Source organism: Pseudomonas sp. B6001 (genome assembly GCF_013386015.1).
In the GTDB taxonomy this organism is placed as follows: domain Bacteria; phylum Pseudomonadota; class Gammaproteobacteria; order Pseudomonadales; family Pseudomonadaceae; genus Aquipseudomonas.
Genome location: NZ_JACAOX010000018.1, coordinates 175,966 through 193,689 on the forward strand (window position 1 = coordinate 175,966; position 17,724 = coordinate 193,689).

Annotated in this window: 19 protein-coding genes; 11 read left to right on the top strand and 8 right to left on the bottom strand. The window is 59.7% G+C overall.

Annotated elements, in window-relative coordinates; genetic code table 11:
• Positions 1-54 precede the first annotated feature (54 nt).
• The 5 genes from HX821_RS20545 to HX821_RS20565 all read left to right on the top strand — a co-directional run bounded on the left by HX821_RS20545 (position 55) and on the right by HX821_RS20565 (position 4,331).
• Positions 55-300 carry a hypothetical protein gene (locus HX821_RS20545; RefSeq protein ID WP_177036319.1) on the top strand — a complete coding sequence of 82 codons (246 nt, stop codon included), beginning with the start codon at positions 55-57 and terminating at the stop codon, positions 298-300.
• Between the two features lie 11 nt (positions 301-311).
• Complete coding sequence (locus tag HX821_RS20550; RefSeq protein WP_177036320.1) at positions 312-3,110, top strand: toprim domain-containing protein; 2,799 nt, start codon at positions 312-314, stop codon at positions 3,108-3,110.
• A 49-nt stretch (positions 3,111-3,159) separates the two neighbouring features.
• Positions 3,160-3,471 (top strand): hypothetical protein, encoded by a 312-nt coding sequence (locus HX821_RS20555; RefSeq protein ID WP_177036321.1) that lies wholly within the window; start codon positions 3,160-3,162, stop codon positions 3,469-3,471.
• Positions 3,472-3,529: 58 nt separating this feature from the next.
• A complete protein-coding gene (locus HX821_RS20560; RefSeq protein ID WP_177036322.1) occupies positions 3,530-3,790 on the top strand; it encodes a hypothetical protein in 261 nt (86 codons plus the stop codon).
• A gap of 265 nt (positions 3,791-4,055) precedes the next feature.
• Positions 4,056-4,331, top strand: a complete 276-nt coding sequence (locus HX821_RS20565) for a pyocin activator PrtN family protein (RefSeq protein WP_177036323.1) — start codon at positions 4,056-4,058, stop codon at positions 4,329-4,331.
• Here HX821_RS20565 and HX821_RS20570 read toward each other — a convergent pair.
• Entirely contained in the window at positions 4,306-5,457 is a 1,152-nt protein-coding gene (locus HX821_RS20570; RefSeq protein WP_177036324.1) for a site-specific integrase, read from the bottom strand. The two genes, HX821_RS20565 and HX821_RS20570, sit on opposite strands and share 26 nt — an antisense overlap.
• 103 nt (positions 5,458-5,560) lie before the next feature.
• On the opposite strand from HX821_RS20570, the gene dusA reads away from it, so the two are divergent.
• On the top strand, positions 5,561-6,571 hold the full coding sequence (dusA, locus tag HX821_RS20575) for a tRNA dihydrouridine(20/20a) synthase DusA (RefSeq protein ID WP_177036325.1): 1,011 nt from the start codon (positions 5,561-5,563) through the stop codon (positions 6,569-6,571).
• 303 nt (positions 6,572-6,874) lie between these two features.
• A complete protein-coding gene (gene tal, locus HX821_RS20580; protein WP_177036326.1) occupies positions 6,875-7,801 on the top strand; it encodes a transaldolase in 927 nt (308 codons plus the stop codon).
• 199 nt (positions 7,802-8,000) lie between these two features.
• On the opposite strand, the gene rssC is transcribed toward tal, so the two are convergent.
• The 3 genes from rssC to HX821_RS20595 all read right to left on the bottom strand — a co-directional run bounded on the left by rssC (position 8,001) and on the right by HX821_RS20595 (position 10,700).
• Positions 8,001-8,483, bottom strand: a complete 483-nt coding sequence (gene rssC / locus HX821_RS20585; protein WP_003218919.1) for an anti-sigma factor antagonist RssC — start codon at positions 8,481-8,483, stop codon at positions 8,001-8,003.
• Positions 8,483-9,664: a two-component system response regulator RssB gene (gene rssB, locus HX821_RS20590; RefSeq protein WP_003218921.1), complete on the bottom strand. Its 1,182-nt coding sequence runs from the start codon at positions 9,662-9,664 to the stop codon at positions 8,483-8,485. Before rssB ends, rssC begins: the two co-directional genes overlap by 1 nt.
• 346 nt (positions 9,665-10,010) lie before the next feature.
• Positions 10,011-10,700 (bottom strand): VacJ family lipoprotein, encoded by a 690-nt coding sequence (locus HX821_RS20595; protein ID WP_008437615.1) that lies wholly within the window; start codon positions 10,698-10,700, stop codon positions 10,011-10,013.
• Positions 10,701-10,895: 195 nt separating this feature from the next.
• On the opposite strand from HX821_RS20595, the gene HX821_RS20600 reads away from it, so the two are divergent.
• Positions 10,896-11,507 (top strand): hypothetical protein, encoded by a 612-nt coding sequence (locus HX821_RS20600; protein ID WP_008437613.1) that lies wholly within the window; start codon positions 10,896-10,898, stop codon positions 11,505-11,507.
• A gap of 110 nt (positions 11,508-11,617) precedes the next feature.
• On the top strand, positions 11,618-11,884 hold the full coding sequence (locus HX821_RS20605; RefSeq protein ID WP_008437612.1) for a DUF4404 family protein: 267 nt from the start codon (positions 11,618-11,620) through the stop codon (positions 11,882-11,884).
• Between the two features lie 126 nt (positions 11,885-12,010).
• Here HX821_RS20605 and queF read toward each other — a convergent pair whose 3' ends face one another.
• A complete protein-coding gene (gene queF, locus HX821_RS20610) occupies positions 12,011-12,841 on the bottom strand; it encodes an NADPH-dependent 7-cyano-7-deazaguanine reductase QueF (RefSeq protein ID WP_076017252.1) in 831 nt (276 codons plus the stop codon).
• Positions 12,842-12,898: 57 nt separating this feature from the next.
• On the bottom strand, positions 12,899-13,423 hold the full coding sequence (locus HX821_RS20615) for a plastocyanin/azurin family copper-binding protein (protein WP_177036327.1): 525 nt from the start codon (positions 13,421-13,423) through the stop codon (positions 12,899-12,901).
• Between the two features lie 156 nt (positions 13,424-13,579).
• Between HX821_RS20615 and HX821_RS20620 the strand changes: the two genes are divergently transcribed.
• Complete coding sequence (locus tag HX821_RS20620; RefSeq protein ID WP_076017250.1) at positions 13,580-14,260, top strand: heavy metal response regulator transcription factor; 681 nt, start codon at positions 13,580-13,582, stop codon at positions 14,258-14,260.
• Positions 14,260-15,612, top strand: a complete 1,353-nt coding sequence (locus tag HX821_RS20625; RefSeq protein ID WP_177036328.1) for a heavy metal sensor histidine kinase — start codon at positions 14,260-14,262, stop codon at positions 15,610-15,612. Before HX821_RS20620 ends, HX821_RS20625 begins: the two co-directional genes overlap by 1 nt.
• Positions 15,613-15,730: 118 nt before the next feature.
• Here HX821_RS20625 and HX821_RS20630 read toward each other — a convergent pair whose 3' ends face one another.
• Complete coding sequence (locus HX821_RS20630) at positions 15,731-16,975, bottom strand: lipoprotein-releasing ABC transporter permease subunit (protein WP_177022893.1); 1,245 nt, start codon at positions 16,973-16,975, stop codon at positions 15,731-15,733.
• Positions 16,976-17,033: 58 nt separating this feature from the next.
• Complete coding sequence (lolD, locus tag HX821_RS20635) at positions 17,034-17,717, bottom strand: lipoprotein-releasing ABC transporter ATP-binding protein LolD (protein ID WP_003218941.1); 684 nt, start codon at positions 17,715-17,717, stop codon at positions 17,034-17,036.
• Between the last annotated feature and the right edge of the window lie 7 nt (positions 17,718-17,724).

The following is a 17,724-nucleotide window of genomic DNA, read 5'->3' on the forward strand; positions in this document are numbered from 1 at the left end:
ATGGATGCCCGCACCGCGTGGGTAGGGGAAATTTGCAACTTACTGGTGGCCGAAATGAGCAAAATCACCATAAAACTGGAGCTGGACGAACAGCAGGCGCAGCACTACCTGCTGTGGTTGACCAGCCAGTACGAAGTCACGATGGCTGATATTTGGTACTCCGATCGCTACCGGAATGTACCCAACGGTCAGCGTGGGCCAAAAGTGCTTGCCGACTACCCGCACCTGGCGGGAATTGGCAAGACCCGCCACGAGCTGAAAAAGCAGCTCGTGGTGCCTACTGCGGAGCGTCCGCAGTGATACGTAAGCCCATGGAAGACAAGATCCGGGCTGATGTACTTCAGCGTCTGGAGTCCGATTACGGCCTCCAGCACATGACCGGCACACATTACATGCGCAAGGGCACCTGCCCTCAGTGCAACCAGAAACGCCTTTTTTCCCGCCACGACGAACCGTGGTTCATCCGCTGTGGCCGCGAAGAAAAATGCCGGTACATGGCACCGGTCAAAGAACTGTACCCGGACCTGTTCGACGACTGGAGCAAGCGCGCACCGGCTACCAGTGACAAGCCAGCCGCCAGTGCCCAGGCATACCTGGCGTTCGCCCGGGGTTTCCGTGTGGAGCTGATTGAGGGCTGGTACACCCAAGAAAGCTACTTCGATCGCGACCTGAACATCGGCTCTGCAACCGTGCGGTTTCCACTGGAGCATGGCGGTTACTGGGAACGCCTGATTGATCAGCCTTCCCGCTTCGGCAAGAAGAAGGCCCGGTTCCAGCCCCTCAAGAGCTACCGAGGGCATTGGTGGTGCCCGCCTTGCCTGGACCTGCTGGAGGTAAACGAACTGTGGATCGTTGAAGGCATCTTCGACGCAATTGCGCTCATTCAAAACGGCATCTCGGCTGTCGCCGCTCTGTCATCAAACGCCTTTCCAGAAGAATCGCTGAAGGCGCTCATCACCGCTCGCGGTGGCAAAACTCCCAAGTTGGTTTGGGCCTTGGACAACGAGCCAGGCGCTCACAAGTACACCCGCACCTGGGTGAAACGTGCCCGCGAACTCGGCTTTGCCTGCGATGCCGCCCAGGTATCGCAACCGGATGCACGCAAGGTCGACTGGAACGATCTGCATCAGCGCTGGGCGTTCATTGACGACGAAAAAGCCCGCGCTGAGCGCATTGAAAAAGACCTTAAGGAAGCCCGTCACCAGGGCGCCCTGCTGATCGCCGACAGTGCCAGCGACAAGGCATTGCTCATGTACCAGTGGCGGGAGCGGGAGGAGTTTCACTTCTGTTTCGACTCCCGCCTGTACTGGTGGAAATTGGACCTCGCGAAATACAACAGCGCCAAACAGGCCCTGGAAAAAAGCGATGACGAGGAAGCCCAAACACTCAGCGAAAAACAGCTCAGGGAGAAGGCACTGAACGTAGCGGGCTGCGTCGTCGAAATTGCCAACTGCTATCCCAAGGCCCTTTATTTCCAGCGCAACGAGATTACCGACGAGTCCTGGTACTTCTTCCGCGTCGACTTCCCGCACGACGGAGGCTCAGTGAAGAACACCTTCACCGGTGGCCAGGTCGCCGCCGCCAGCGAGTTCAAAAAAAGACTTCTCGGCATGGGTGCCGGGGCCGTGTTCACCGGCAGTGGGCAACAGTTGGACAAACTCATGAAAGACCAGCTTTTCGGCATCAAAACAGTACAGACCATCGACTACGTGGGGTACAGCAAGGAATACCACTGCTACGTGTTCAACGACGTAGCGGTCCGCGAAGGCCAGGTCATCCACATCAACGAGGAGGAGTTTTTTGAGATGGGCAAGCTCAAGCTCAAAACTCTGCAAAAAGGTGTGAAGATCGATCTGGAGAAGGACGGCAAAACATACGACCAGCAGTGGTTGGGCCTGCTGTGGCAGTGTTTCGGCGCCCAAGGCATCGTCGCGCTGACCTTCTGGTTTGGCTCGCTGTTCGCCGAACAGATCCGCGGGCGGTACCAATCGTTTCCTTTCCTTGAAGCCACAGGCGAAGCCGGCGCCGGCAAGACCACCCTGCTCACCTTGCTCTGGAAACTGGCGGGCCGGGACGGTTACGAAGGCTTCGACCCATCCAAATCTACAAAGGCTGGCCGGAGCCGGCTTATGGGTCAGGTGTCCGGCATGCCCATTGTGCTTCTGGAGTCGGACCGCAGCGGCGACGACAAGGCACACGCCAAGACCTTCGAATGGGACGAACTCAAGGATTACTACGGGGGCGGAACGCTCGCGACCAAGGGCGTTAAAACCGCCGGCAACGAAACCTACGAGCCCCCTTTTCGCGGCACGATTGCCATCAGCCAGAACGCCCCTGTAGTGGCGTCTGAAGCGATCATGACTCGGATTGTGAAACTGCACTTTGTGCGTCCGAACGTAACTCCCGAGAGCCGTGCGGCGGCAGATCGTCTCAACGCGCTGGAGGGTTCAACGCTCAGCAACTTTGTGCTGCAGGCCGTGCGCAAAGAGCTGGAAGTGCTGGAGCTGTTCGCCCAGCGCGTACCTGGCTACGAGGCGAAGTTGCGCAACCTGCATTCACACTGCTTCGCCTGTGAGACCCCGTTTCATGACGAACATACCGATTGTCAGCACTGCGGCAACAAGCTGCGCGGGTATATTCGAGTAGAACGGATCAACAAAAACCATGCCCAGATGCTCGCCCTACTCGATTGCCTGCGCATGGTGGTACCACTCACAGAGCCTCAAATCAGCCATACCCGCACGCAGATCATTCGCATGGCGATCGAGCGCCAGTCCGCGATCAGCTCCGACCATCCGGTGGTGGCTGAATTCTGGGAGGTATACGAATACCTGGAAGGACTCGACGCCGATGGCCCGGTGGTTAACCACAGCAAGAAAGACAACATCATCGCCATCAACCTCAACGACTTTGTGAAGTGCGCGGCCGAGCATCGCCAGAAGATTGCCGACGTCAGCGAGCTGCGCGAGCGCCTAAAAGATTCACGCTCGCGGAAGTTACTCGATACCAACAAGGCGACGGATAGCGCGGTCCGTGCCCACCAGGCAAAGACCAGCAACGCGGTCATCACCAAACAACCCATCGTGAAGTGCTGGCACTTCCAGGCCTGACGAACCATCCGCAGACGCTGCAACGCCTGCCACCCAAAGGAGAAGCACCATGCACGTACAAGTCATCACCGGTGACGGCCCACAGGGCGAAACCAACCGCCTTCGGCACCTGAAAGAGCTGAACGCCTGGTTTAACGAGTCCGGGAAAATTGTTCACGCCGAAGCCTACGACCCAGCCGGGCTGGTCGCGATCTTGGAGGTTCGTGCGGCAACTGAAAGAGAGTTCCTCGTGCTGGAGTGCAGCCGGGAGCAGATCCAGGCAGTCCTGGAGTGGCAGTCGGAAACGGATGAATTTGTAGAGTTTGAAAACCTGCTGCTGCACCTGGTGCGGAAGCAAAACCCAACCGGCGAAAGCCAGTAAGAAGGTGGTGCCGAGGGGCTGCAACCCCTCGACACCGACCACCCAAAGGAGAAGCACCATGCAAGTGAATCAACCCAAAGGCGGCACCGGTGAGGCTACCACAACCCCGTTGGCTGTCGGCGACACCGTCAGCTACGTCGAAATGAGCGGCGGTGGTCGGGAATACCGTCTCAGTGCTCGTACCGGCGTGATTGAATCGATCGATGGCGGCGTTGCCACCTTGCGCACCGCGAAGGGTCGCACCATCAGCCAACCACTCGAAAAGCTGGCGCCGGACGGTCAGCCCAATGCACTGACGCGCATGCTCATGGGAGGTTAGCGTATGACGGTATTTCTTCTGCTTTACCTATGCGCAGATGCAACCCGAACGAATTGCCAGGTGGTGAAGGCTGACAGCTGGAATGGCCCTCTCGCCTACGAGCAATGCGCCGCCGTAGTGCCAGGCCTTACCGGGGCCCTGACTGCGCCCAACCGAAAGCGACATCGGTTCGTTTGCGAGACCCAGGGTAGTGACGCGAAACCCGCAGATCACAAAGCGCCGCCGGTATTCATCCATCAATCGTTTCGGATGTAAGGGGACCACCATGAACACAGCCTTCATTCTCATGGCCCAATACGATGGCCAGGCGATTATCCCGCTGGAGCTAGTGTGCCGGGACTACTTCACGCACCTGACGCCAGAGATGTTCCAGCGCAAGGTGATGAGCGGTCAGATCAAGCTGCCTATAACCCGCTTGGAACCGAGCCAGAAGTCGGCCAAAGGCATCCACCTCACCGACCTCGCTGCCTACCTCGACTTGCAGCGCGCCGCCGCTGTGAAGGAACAGAACCAGCTCAATGGGATAAAACACGCCGTTTAAGCCACTTCTCTGATGCGGCGCCCAGTTGGACGGGCGCCCTCAGTATCTTTTCGTGCCATTCCCAGCACACATAGCGGTCACCCTTGCCACGCAGATGGGTGTAGCGCCGCATCGAATTCCAGTCCCGATGGCCAGACACGCTCGCCACGCGTGGGATGTCCCAGTCCATTTCAAACAGGCGGCTGACGCCTTCATGCCGAAGGTCGTGGAAGTGCAGGTCCGCTATTTCCAGGAATTTGCAGGCTTTGGCCCAGGACGTGGAGATGGATTCAGGGCTGTAGGGGAAGATGTCATCGCCCGCCTTCGGCATGGTCTGGAGGATCTGCCACGCCTCGTCTGGAAGGTAGCACCACACATCGTTGCCGATCTTCTGCCCCGGGTTCTTCATATCGCGCACCAGCACCCGCTGGCCAGGCTCGTCGACGTCGGCCCAGCGAATGCGGGTTATTTCATCCAGCCTGCGTGTGGAGAACAAGGCAAAGCCCACGACCTTGAGCATATTGATGACGGTTGGGCGACGCGCCTGCATGGCCTGGTAGTGCGTCAGCACCCTACCCAACTCGTCCAATGTCGGCCGGCGGTCACGCTCCCGGCTTTTTAGGTTGTAGCCCAGCTTGCGCAGCACCCGGCGGGCGCCGCCCATGGCGAGCGGATCGACCTGGTAGCCCCAGGCATCCTTGGCGATCGCCAGGACAGCACCGAGGTGAGCCAGGTCGTTGCCGGCGGTTTGCGGCTGGACGCCGCCGCCCTCGCGGCTCATCCGAAACAGGGCAAAGTCGACCAGGCATTGAGTGGTGACGTCGATATCGTTTAGTTGGCCGATGTCCATCTTGCCGATGGCTTCGAGCGTGGCCTTCTTGGTTTTGCCCAGCGGCCGGGCCTTTCCCACTTCCAACAGGTACTGGTCAATCATGTCTTTGACGGTGACGCCCTTCCGGCTGGCCCGCTCGATCGCACCAGGCTGGTCCAGCTCCGATTCGCGCTTGCGCGTCCACGCCTGGGCGGCCTGTTTCCGGGCGAAGGTCTGGCTCTCTTGGTAGACTTGCACTCCGTCGCGTTTGATGCGGATTTGAGCCGTATAGCTCACAGTCCCATCCGCCAGTTTTCTTGCCCTGATAGTCGCCATATCGAAAGTGGTACGCGTCAGTTTTGAGGTGGTACATCGTACCACCGAGCCTTCAAAAACGCCTGAAAACGCCCTAAAACTAGCCAAGAACACGTTGAGTAAAATGCTAGATAAACAGAGCTTTAGCCCAGCAGAATCAAGCCCCACACTGTCTCGGCGCTTTAGCGTTGCACCCATGATGGATTGGACGGACAGACACTGCCGCTTCTTCCTGCGCCTGCTGTCCAAACACGCCCTCCTCTACACCGAGATGGTCACCACCGGCGCAATCCTCCACGGCGACCACGAACGCTTCCTGCGACATAACGAGGCCGAACACCCGCTTGCCCTGCAGTTGGGCGGTAGCGTCCCCGCTGACTTGGCCGCCTGCGCCCGCATGGCCCAGAACGCCGGTTACGACGAAGTGAACCTCAACGTCGGCTGCCCCAGCGACCGGGTGCAAAACAACATGATCGGCGCGATCCTGATGGCCCACCCTGCGTTGGTGGCGGATTGCGTAAAGGCAATGCAGGACGCGGTCTCGATCCCGATAACGGTAAAGCACCGCATCGGTATCAACGGCCGGGACAGTTACGCCGAGCTGTGCGATTTCGTCGGCCAGGTGAAGGACGCGGGCTGCACCAGTTTTACCGTGCATGCGCGAATCGCCATTCTGGAAGGGCTGTCACCGAAGGAAAATCGGGACATCCCGCCCTTGCGCTACGACGTTGCCGCCCAGTTGAAGCAGGATTTCCCTGAACTGGAGATCATCCTCAACGGCGGCATCAAGACCCTCGAACAGTGCCAGGAGCATCTGCAGACCTTCGATGGCGTGATGCTGGGCCGCGAGGCTTATCACAATCCGTATTTGCTGGCCGAGGTGGATCAGCAGCTGTTTGGCAGCACGACACCTGTGATCACCCGCGCCGAGGCGTTGGCGCAGTTGCGTCCCTATATAGCCGAACACCTGGCGACAGGTGGCGCGATGCATCACATCACGCGCCACGCACTGGGGCTGGGGACGGGTTTCCCGGGGGCGCGGAAGTTTCGGCAGTTGTTGTCGGTGGATATTCATAAGGCCAGTGATCCGCTGGCGTTGCTGGATAAGGCCGGGGAGTTGTTGGAGGGGCGGTGATTTGGGTGTCAGTGGGTTTATTGGGTGGCTGACACGACGCCTTCGCGAGCAAGCCCGCTCCCACATTTGGATGGGGGGGATGTCAGGAAGATGGGGCAAGGCTGCTCCCACCGTTTGATCGGGTGGTCATCGGGCAGTTGGGTTGAACCTGCTGGCTGTTTTGGCCTCCTATTGAGCATTGGCCGGTGATTCAAACGGCTGTTTTCAGGTTGTTGCCCTCGCAAACGATCGAATGCATTTGCGCCCTTGAGCGGCTGTCAGCGCTCGGGTAATGTCATCAGACCCACAGGACAGAGCACGCCCATGACTTCCAAGCTGGAACAACTCAAGCAATTCACCACTGTAGTAGCCGATACCGGCGATTTTTCTACCCTCGCCAAGCTCAAGCCGCAAGACGCCACTACCAACCCTTCCCTGCTGCTCAAGGCCGCGTCGATCCCAAGCTATGCCAAGCTGCTGGACGAGGCTGTTGCCGACTGCAACGGCGATGTAGGCCTGGCCAGCGACCGTTTTGCGGTAGCCGTCGGCCAGGAAATCCTGAAAGTGGTGCCCGGCCGCATTTCCACCGAGGTGGATGCCCGCTTGTCGTTCGATACCGACGCGGTACTCAAGCGCGCCCATCGCCTGATCGACCTGTACGACAAGGCCGGCATTGGCCGTGACCGCGTGCTGATCAAGATCGCTTCCACCTGGGAAGGTATCCGCGCCGCCGAGCAGCTGGAAAAAGAAGGCATCCAGACCAACCTGACGCTGCTGTTCTCCTTCGCCCAGGCCGTGGCTTGCGCCGAAGCCGGCGTGTTCCTGATTTCGCCGTTCGTGGGCCGTATCTACGACTGGTACAAGAAGGCCAACGGTAACGATTACACCGGCTCCGAGGATCCGGGCGTGCAGTCGGTGACGCGCATCTACAACTACTACAAGGCCAATGGATACAAGACCGTGGTAATGGGTGCAAGCTTCCGTAACTTGAGCCAGATCGAAGAGCTGGCGGGTTGTGACCGCCTGACCATCAGCCCGGACCTGCTGGAAAAACTCGCAGCCGACAACGGCAAGCTGGAACGCAAATTGTCGCCAGGCCATGCGGGCGAAGCTCGTGTGCACCTGACCGAAGCGCAGTTCCGTTGGGAATCCAACGAAGATGCAATGGCCACCGAGAAACTGGCCGAGGGCATTCGTCAGTTCGCCCGCGACCAGGAAAAACTCGAAGCGCTGTTGACCGCCAAGCTCTAAAAACGGCGGCGACAAAAAGGGCGGCACCTGTGAGGGTGCCGCCCTTTTTTTGTATTGGCCGATTTCGAGCCGAACTCAGTTAAAAATGTGGGAGGGGGCTTGCTCCCGAATACAGGGCGTCAGTCTCTACATTCACTACTGACCCGCCGCTTTCGGGAGCAAGCCCCCTCCCACACTTTGACAGTGTTTCAGCTGGAAATTAGTGCCGCTCCAGCGCATTCACCAGGTCATGGAACGCCTCGCGGTTGGAGTCGTTCAAGCCCATCAGGATCTTGTGGGCTTCCAGTACCTTGACCCGTACCACTTCCTCGGACTGGTCCTGGGACGGCAGGTCGGTCAGGCATTCCGGGCATGGGATCGGGCGGTCAACGATGTTGAACACTTGATCGAAGCCCATGGACTGCAACAGACGGGTGATGTCTTCGTGGGTGGTGACGACGGTCGGCAGCAGTCCGACCTTCTGCCGAGACAGAATGGACAACTTGGCCAACAGCCCAAGGGTGGTGCTATCGATGCTGCGGGTTTCGGTCAGATCGATCACGATCGCCGAGAAATTCAAGGCTGTGAAGATCCGCTCAATCGTCGCATCCAGCGCCGAACACAAGGTCAGGCGCACTTCACCGACAAACTTCAGGACAAAAGTCCCGTCTTGCTCGGCGAATTGGATTCTTCCGGTACTCATCAAAGATTCCTGCTCAACACCAATAGGGCGATATCATCCGGCATCTCCCCTAGCGTGGCCAATCCAAAAACCTGCCGCAGGCCATCCAGGCTGCCGCCCGCCGACCTGACCCGTTGGGGCAAGGCGGCTTCTTTCTCTTTGAGTGTAGGCTCTGGCAAAAGGTCCAGGATACCGTCGGACATCAGCGTCAGGCTGAACGTCGGCGGCAATTCCAGGATGTGGTCTTCGTAGGTGGCTTCATTGAACAAGCCAACCGGCAAACCACGCCCTTCCAGGTAGCGCACACTGTCTGGAGTGTATAAAACCGGCAATGGCAGGTGACCGCCAATGCTGTAGGTCAAAAGACCTGTTTCTTCATCAATCACGCCGCCGACCATCGTCACGTGCTTGCCCAGCTTGCAGCTGATCAGGCCCCGGTTGATGTGGCCCAGCACTTGCGAAGGGGTGAACTCCGGCAAGGTGCCATTGCGCTTGGACTCGAACAATAGCCGTGTAGTCATGAACTTCAACAACACGGTCACGAATGCAGAGGAGGCGCCGTGGCCGGAAACGTCGGCCAGGTAGAACGCGACACGCCGCTCATCAACGCGGAAGTAGTCGACGAAATCACCCGACAGGTACAGCGACGGGATGATCTGGTGGGCAAACTTGAACTCGTCGATGCTCCACGGGCTCACCGGCAGCATGTTCATCTGCACCTGGCGACCGGCGTTCTGGTCTTCCTGGAGCAGGTTCAGGCTGGCTTCGAGTTCGCGGTTGGCGGTTTCGAGCTTTTCACGGTAACGCTGGTTTTCCAGCAGCAGCCGTGCACGATCCAGGGCACGACGCACCGAGTGCTCCAGCACAGCCAGGTCTTCCAGGGGCTTGATCAGGTAGTCGGCAGCGCCGAGGCGCAAGGCCTCGACGGCATCGTTCATCACGCCAGCACCGGACACGACAATCACCGGCGTCTGCGGGGCGATGTCGGTCACCTGGCGGATCAGCTCAAGGCCGCCCACCTGGGGCATGCGCAGGTCGCAGATCACAAGGTCGGGCTTGTCGCGCTCGAATACCTGGAGACCCTGGAGGCCGTTGCTGGCCTGCAGGACGCTGAAGCCACTGTCTTCCAAATAGGCCGCAAGACTCGCGCGCACTACTTCGTCGTCATCGATTATCAGCAGCGTGGCACTGGTTTTCTGCATGTGGGCAAACGGCGCCAGAATTAGGTTGGCGTAGGCAGCTCGACAATGGCCGGGCTTACTACTGGATTCGCTTTCTAGCCTCTCTGTCCTACAAAACGCCGAGTTATTGCCGACGCACAAAGGTAAAGCAGAGGTGCCCTTCTAAGGCGCAGACGGTACTCCCATCCGCCAGGGGTTTCAAGCTCACGGCGATGGTCGCCGGGCGTCTTTACATCGCAAATCACCAGTAGTTATAAGAACGCATAAAACCGCGACTTAAAGTAAGCACGTAACCCACGGATAAACCTCGAATGCCGCCCACAAAAAAGGCGACCCGAGGGCCGCCTTCTTCTTTCAAGCCTGGGGCTTAAAAGTCGTCTACAACCTTGCCATCCTTGACCTTAAACTCACGGTTCTGCAAGTAGGCGTTGCGGATGAAGGTGTATTTGTCGCCGCTGATCAGCTTCTCGGAGGACAGCAGGCTGGCACGCGTGTCGACGATATTCAGGCCGAAGGTGCTGTTGCGCCAGCCGATATCGTTCATGTAGCGGTATGGCTGGGTGTAGCTGTCCACATACTTGGACGGTGCGTCACGCAGGGTGCTTGGGCCCAGCAGTGGCAGCATCACGTAAGGACCGCTGTCGACGCCCCAGTAGCCGAGAGTCTGGCCGAAGTCTTCGTCGTTGCGTTGCAGCCCCATTTTGGTGCCGACATCAACGAAACCCAGCACGCCGAACGTGGTGTTCATCAGCAAGCGAGCAGTGTCGACGCCTGCAGCGTGGGGCTTGAGTTGCAGCACGTCGTTGGCAAAGTTGCCGACGTCGCCGATGTTGCGGAAGAAGTTGTGGATCCCGTCCTGCACGAACTGCGGGGTCACGAACTGATAGCCTTGAGCCAATGGCTTGAGGGCATAGGTATCAACGGTATCGTTGAAGGTGAAGATCGGGCGGTTGACGCTTTCCCATGGATCATCTTCCGAGGCCGCCTGGGCTACGAAAGGAACCAGCAAAATACTCGCACATACGGACAGCTGAGCTAGACATTGGCTCCAGCGCATAGCTTGAACTCCTTGAATGGTCTGTCATGGGCGCTATGCCCTGAATGAGGCCGTCAGTATATGACGGAAGTGTCAGATTAGGCAGCCTTGCAGAAATGTCATTCAGCAAATGCACAAAATTCCTACAATTGCTGCGGGTGTAACTTGCTTGTCACCCAAGTCCGGTAGCGTCACTGCTATTTCAGGGACGTCGAAATGCCACACGCCGAGATTGTTAGTGCCAGCACCCCGTCCTTGACGGCCGTACTGTTCGGGCTTAGTGGCTGCCTGGTGGACTTTGGTTCCCAGGCCCGCGCCGATTCCGCGCCTTCCAGCGATACCCATGCCACTGTCGGCGCTCTGAAGATCCTGCGCAGCCTCGAAGAACAGCGCGTCCCTTGTGCATGGCTGGACGAGTTGCCGGCGTCGGTTTCCACACCGCTGGCCGCCGGGCTACCCCGCTGGATCAAGGCTGCCAAGCCCTCCTCCACCCGCTGGCCGGCGCCTCACGCCTGCTGGCAGGCCCTGATGGAACTGAATATCGAACGCCTGGAAGGCTGCGTCCTGGTCAGCGGCGAGCCACGCCTGCTGCAATCGGGGCTCAATGCCGGGCTGTGGACCATTGGCCTGGCATCCTGTGGCTCATTGTGCGGGCTTTCGCCGCAGCAATGGCAAGCACTCACCGAGAAGGAACGCGAGCATAAGCGCGCCAAAGCCACTGTCGCGCTCTATGGCCTGGGCGTGCACTCGGTGATTGACCACCTGGGCGAACTGCAGACCTGCCTGGCCGACATCAGCCTGCGCCAGCTCAAGGGCGAGAAGCCCTGATCGAGATCATGCACAGTAGGCGCCAGTGGATTAATCTACAGGTCAGCCCATAGACCTTTCCCGGCGTGCCGCGGTCTATGTCAGTGCCTATCGATAAAAGGAAGAACGCCATGCCTGCCCGCGAACAACTGCAAGAACAGGTCAAAATTTTGCGCGAGCAATTGGATCAGAATCCAGAAATGCCCCTCGAACAGCGCGAAGAGCTGCGAGACTTGATTGCTGAACTGGAAGTTCAGGAGCCACTGGAAGGTGCCATTCAGGATCCAAGCATCGCCGACGGTGTGAACCTGGCGGTAGAACGCTTCGAACTGGAGCACCCGGGCATTGCCGGGACCTTGCGCAATATTGTGGTGACCCTGGGCAACATCGGGATTTAATAGCCCGACACCTATCAAATGTGGGAGCGGGCTTGCTCGCGAATGCGGTCCGTCAGCTGATACATATGCTGGCTGATACACCGCTTTCGCGAGCAAGCCCGCTCCCACATTTATTTTGGGTGAAGGCTACTGTCGAGCCAGGCGCAGGTTCTGGAACTGCAGATCTTCCGTACTGCGGTACGGGTTGATATCGAGCCCGCCACGCCGCACATAGCGCGCATACACCGTCAGTTTCTCCGGCTTGAGCAAGCGCTGCAGGTCGAGAAAGATCCGCTCCACGCACTGTTCATGGAAGTCCGAGTGCTGGCGGAAGCTCACCAGGTATTCCAGCAGGCTGGCATGATCCAGCGCCGCGCCGCGGTACTCCACCGCCACACTGCCCCAGTCAGGCTGGCTGGTCACCGGGCAGTTGGACTTGAGCAGATGACTGTGGACGCTCTCCTCCACCACGCGCGAATCGTCGCAACGCAACAGTTCCGGGCGCGGGTGCTCGTAGTTGCTGACGGTAATGTCCAGGTCATCAATGCACACACCCGGCAACGCGACCACGCCTTCGGCTTCAACCTCGCCCAGGCTGCGGATGCGCACGCCAACCGGCTTGCCGGCCGCGGCACTCAGGTCGGTGCGCAACGTCGCTTCAAGGCTTTGCACATCGGCAAACGCGGTTTGGTTCAGCGAGTTGAGGTACAACTTGAACGACTTCGACTCGATGATGTTCGGCGAGTCGGCCGGGATACTGAATTCACCGATGGCCACCACGGGTTTGCCGGATGGCAGCAGCCAGGACAGTTCGAAGCAGTTCCAGAAATCCACGCCTTTATACGGCAGGGTCTCGGCACTCAGGCCCAGCTCGGCCCACTTGGCGGCGCGAGGAATCGGGAACAGCAACGACGGGGTGTAGGTGGAGATGTATTCACTGGACTTGCCCAGCGGCGAATGTTCGGCTGCGGGATGCATGGCGGAAACCTGGCTAAATAAACGCCGCCATTCTACCCGCCTTTGCCCGTCAATGGCTTACTGGCTGACGGTCAGCTTGCCGACCATGCCCGCCTGGTAATGCCCCGGAATGTTGCAGGCAAACTCCAAGCCGGTGGCCTTGGTGAAGGTCCAGGTCAGCTCGGCGGTCTTGCCTGGCTCTACCAACACGCTGTTGGGGTCGTCGTGTTTCATGCCTGCCATATCACCATGCCCCATCGCACTGTGGTCCATTTTGCCCATGCCGGTCGCCGTCAGCATGCCGCTGGCCTGCATCTGCAGCATCTCTTTCTGATGCGCTGCGTGCATGGCGGCATCGCCAAGGTTGAATTCATGAAGCAACTGGCCTTTGTTGACCAGCACAAAGCGCACAGTCTCACCGGCTTTTACATCAATAGCCTTGGGCGAAAAGGAAATGTCCTGCAGCACCACTTCCACCGTGCGCGTGGCCTTGGCGGCGGGCGCAGCCTCACCGAAGGCGAAGGTTTCAGCCGGGGAAGCCAGCGCCGGAAGACTCAGCGCCATCAGGCAGCCAGCCAACAGCCAGGATTTACGCAAAAACATGCTCACACTCCAAAGGTTCGGAATCAGTCTGTGGGACACTTTACGAACGCGCCGCTGCCAGCCAGCTGACGGCCAGATTACAACTTTGTCAGCTTGAGCCTGCCGCCGGACCTGCGCTGTATAAAGTCTGTGTTCCCGTAAAACCATGAGCCGCCCATGAAACTGCTGATCGTCGAAGACCAACCGAAAACCGGCCACTACCTGCGCCAGGGCCTGGCCGAGGCCGGGTTCAACACCGAACTGGTGGCCGACGGCACCACCGGCCAGCACCTGGCGCTGACCGGTGACTACGACCTGTTGATCCTCGATGTGATGCTGCCAGGTCGCGATGGCTGGCAGATCCTCCAGGCCGTACGCAACGCCGGGCTCGACATGCCGGTACTGTTCCTCACCGCGCGGGACGCCGTGGAAGACCGGGTGCATGGCCTGGAACTGGGCGCCGACGATTACCTGGTCAAGCCCTTCGCCTTCTCCGAACTGCTGGCCCGGGTGCGTAGCCTGTTACGCCGTGGCAGCAGCCCACCCCAGGAAACCAGCCTGCAACTGGCCGACCTGCGCATGGACCTGATCCGCCGCCGGGTAGAGCGCGACGGCCAGCGCATCGACCTGACGGCCAAGGAGTTTTCCCTGCTGGAACTGCTGCTGCGGCGCCAGGGCGAAGTACTGCCCAAGTCGCTGATTGCCTCTCAGGTGTGGGACATGAACTTCGACAGCGATACCAACATCATCGAAGTCGCGATCCGCCGCCTGCGCCTGAAGGTCGACGATAACTTCCCCAACAAGTTGATCCACACCGTGCGCGGCATGGGCTACGTGCTTGAGGAGCGGTTCAGTTGATGAAACGGATTTCCCTGACCAGCCGCCTGGCACTGCTGTTTGCTGGCTGTACCGCCGTGGTTTCGCTGCTGGCGGGCGTACTGTTCAACCATGCCAGCGAGGCGCACTTTATCGAGCTGGACCAGCAGTTGCTCGACGGCAAGCTGATAGCGCTGCGCAGCACATTGCAAGGTGCCGACACGCCAGAACGATTTGCCTTACGAGAAACAACGCTGCGAGAAGAACTCAATCGCCAGCCTGACCTGGCCTTGCGCATCACCGCAGGCGATCAGCGCTGGTTCGACGGCGCTCCCGGCATCACCCTGCCCCAGGCGCCTGGCCTGCACAGCGTGCAGAACGCCGGCACCGATTACCGCGTGTACAACGCGCCGCTGATTCCTGGAAACGCTGACTCGCCACGCCTGACGCTGATGCTCGACATCACCCATCACCAACACTTCCTGCAACGCATGCAGCATCTGATCTGGCTGACCGTCGGCCTTTCCGCCCTGGCCACCGCCCTGCTCGGCGCCTGGGCCGCCCGCAGCGGGTTGCGGCCACTGCGACGCATGAGCGAAGTCGCCAGCGGCGTGTCTGCCCACTCCCTGACCCAGCGCCTGCCCCAGGAACAAATGCCCGCCGAACTGGCGGAACTCGCCCAGTCCTTCAACGCGATGCTTGGCCGCCTGGACGATGCCTTCCAGCGCCTTTCGGCGTTTTCTGCCGACATCGCCCATGAACTGCGCACGCCACTGTCGAATTTGCTGACACAGACCCAAGTCATCCTCACGCAGCCACGGGCGCTGGAGGACTACCGCGAAGCCCTGCACAGCAACCTGGAAGAACTGCAATGGATGGCGCAGTTGGTCAACGACATGCTGTACCTGGCCAAGGCGGACCATGGGCTGCTGGTGCCCAAGCGCGAAACCCTGGTGCTGGCGGACGAGGTGGAGGCATTGCTGGAGTTTTTCGCGCCGCTGGCGGAGGACGTCCAGGTGCGGCTGGTTCGGGAAGGCAACGCCAGCACTTCAGGTGACCGCAGCATGTTGCGCCGGGCGATTTCCAACCTGCTGGATAACGCGTTGCGGTTCACCCCGCCGGGTGGCGAAGTCAGCGTGCGGATTGTCGAGGGGATGCAAGGCGTGACGCTGAGTGTGGAAAACACCGGGGAAGGCATTCCCGAGGCATTGTTGCCACGGTTGTTTGACCGCTTTTACCGGGCAGATCCGGCGCGTCATGAAGGGAGCAGCGAGCATGCGGGGCTGGGTTTGGCGATTACCCAGTCGATTGTGCGGGCCCATGGGGGGCGGATTTTCTGTGAGTCGGGGGCGGGATGGGCGAGGTTTGTGATGGAGTTGCCGCAGGGGTATTGATGCAAGCTGTAGCGGCCCTTTCGCGAGCAAGCCCGCTCCCACATTTTGACCGAGTGCATTCAGGAAGAACGCGGTCAAAATGTGGGAGCGGGCTTGCTCGCGAAGGCGGTCTTAAGAATTACGAATACCTGAGGGCATGCGCCGGCTCAATCTTCGCCGCCCGATACGCCGGATAGATGGTCGCCAAAAAGCTCAACACAAACCCCGCCGAGCAAATCAGCAACACATCCCCACCCTGCAACTGCGAAGGCAGGTTGCTGACGAAATACACGTCCGAACTGAAGATATGCTGCCCGGTGACCCGTTCCAGCCACCCAACCAGTTCACTGACGTTCAGCGCCGCAATCACGCCGAGGATGCCACCGATCAAGGTACCGACGATCCCGATCACCGTACCCTGCACCATGAAGATCGCCATGATCTGCCGTGGCGTGGCGCCGATGGTGCGCAGGATCGCAATGTCGGCGCCCTTGTCGTTCACCACCATGATCAAGGTCGCGATGATGTTGAACGCCGCCACCGCGACGATCATCAGCAACAGCAGGCCGATCATGGTTTTTTCCATCTTCATCGCGCTGAACAGGCTGCCCTGGGTGTGGGTCCAGTCGTCGGCCTTGTAGTCGGCGCCGAGGCTGGCGGCGATATCCGCCGAGACCTTGGGTGCGGCATACAAGTCTTTCACCGCCAGGCGCACGCTTTGCACCTGGTTCGGCTCCCAATGCTGTATCTCGGCGGCGTCGGCCATGTGGATCAGGGCCATGGAGCCATCCAGCTCCGCGCCCACCTTGAACACACCCACCACGTTCAAACGCTGCATACGCGGGGTGATGCCACCGGGCGCACTGCTGATTTCCGGCACGATCAGGGTCAGCTTGTCACCGACGTTCAGGCGAAAACGCCGGGCGGTGATTTCGCCGATCACCACACCGAACTCGCCCGGCTTCAGGTCTTCCAGATGGCCCTGGACGATGTGCTGGGCCACGATCGACACCTTGCCTTCCTGGGCCGGATCAACGCCACTGATCTCGATCGGCTGCATCGCGCCCTTGTAGGAGAGCATGCCGTCCATCTGTGTGAACGGTACGGCAGCAGTGACTTCCGGATTCTTCATCGCGGCATCCGCCACCGGCTTCCAGTCGCTGATCGGCTTCACGCCAACGATGGTCGCGTGGGGCACCATGCCAAGGATGCGTGAACTCATTTCCCGCTGGAAACCGTTCATTACCGACAACACCACGATCATCGCCAGCACGCCGAGGGCGAGGCCGATCATCGAGGTCATCGAGATAAACGAAACAAAACGGTTGCGGCGCTTGGCGCGGGTATAGCGCGTGCCGATGAAAATCGATAACGGTCTGAACATTCGCGGGCACCGTTGAAAAAATAGAAAACCCGGCGCCGGGCGCCGGGCTTGAAACAGGTCAGATGGCGACCAGATGACCTTCCTGCAGGTGCAACACACGGTCCATCTGGCGGGCCATGCTCATGTCATGGGTCACCACCAGGAACGCAGTGCGCATCTGGGTGCTCAACTCCAGCATCAAGTCCTTGATGCCCTGGGCGGTATGGGAGTCGAGGTTGCCGGTCGGCTCGTCGAGCATCACCAGGCCCGGGTTGTTGACCAGGGCACGGGCAATCGCCACACGCTGGCGCTCGCCGCCGGACAACTCAGCCGGCTTGTGCTCCAGGCGATGGCCCAGGCCGACGCGCTCCAGCAACGCCTGGGCACGCTGGCGTGCTTCCGGGATCGCGGTCTTGCCGATCAACAGCGGCATGCAGACGTTTTCCAGGGCGGTGAACTCGGGCAGCAAGTGGTGGAACTGGTACACAAAACCCAGCGAACGGTTGCGCAACTGGCCACGGGCCTTCTCGCCCAGGGCCGACAACTCTTCGCCGGCCAGCCAGACGCTGCCCTGGGACGGCGTATCAAGGCCGCCCAACAGGTTGAGCAAGGTACTTTTACCGGAACCGGAACTGCCGACGATCGCCACGCGTTCGCCCGGGTGCAGTTCCAGCTGCAGGTTGGACAGCACCACCACGGACTCCGGGCCTTCCTCGTAGGATTTGCCCAGGTTGCGGCAGCTCAGGATTGCTTTTTCACTCATGCCCGAT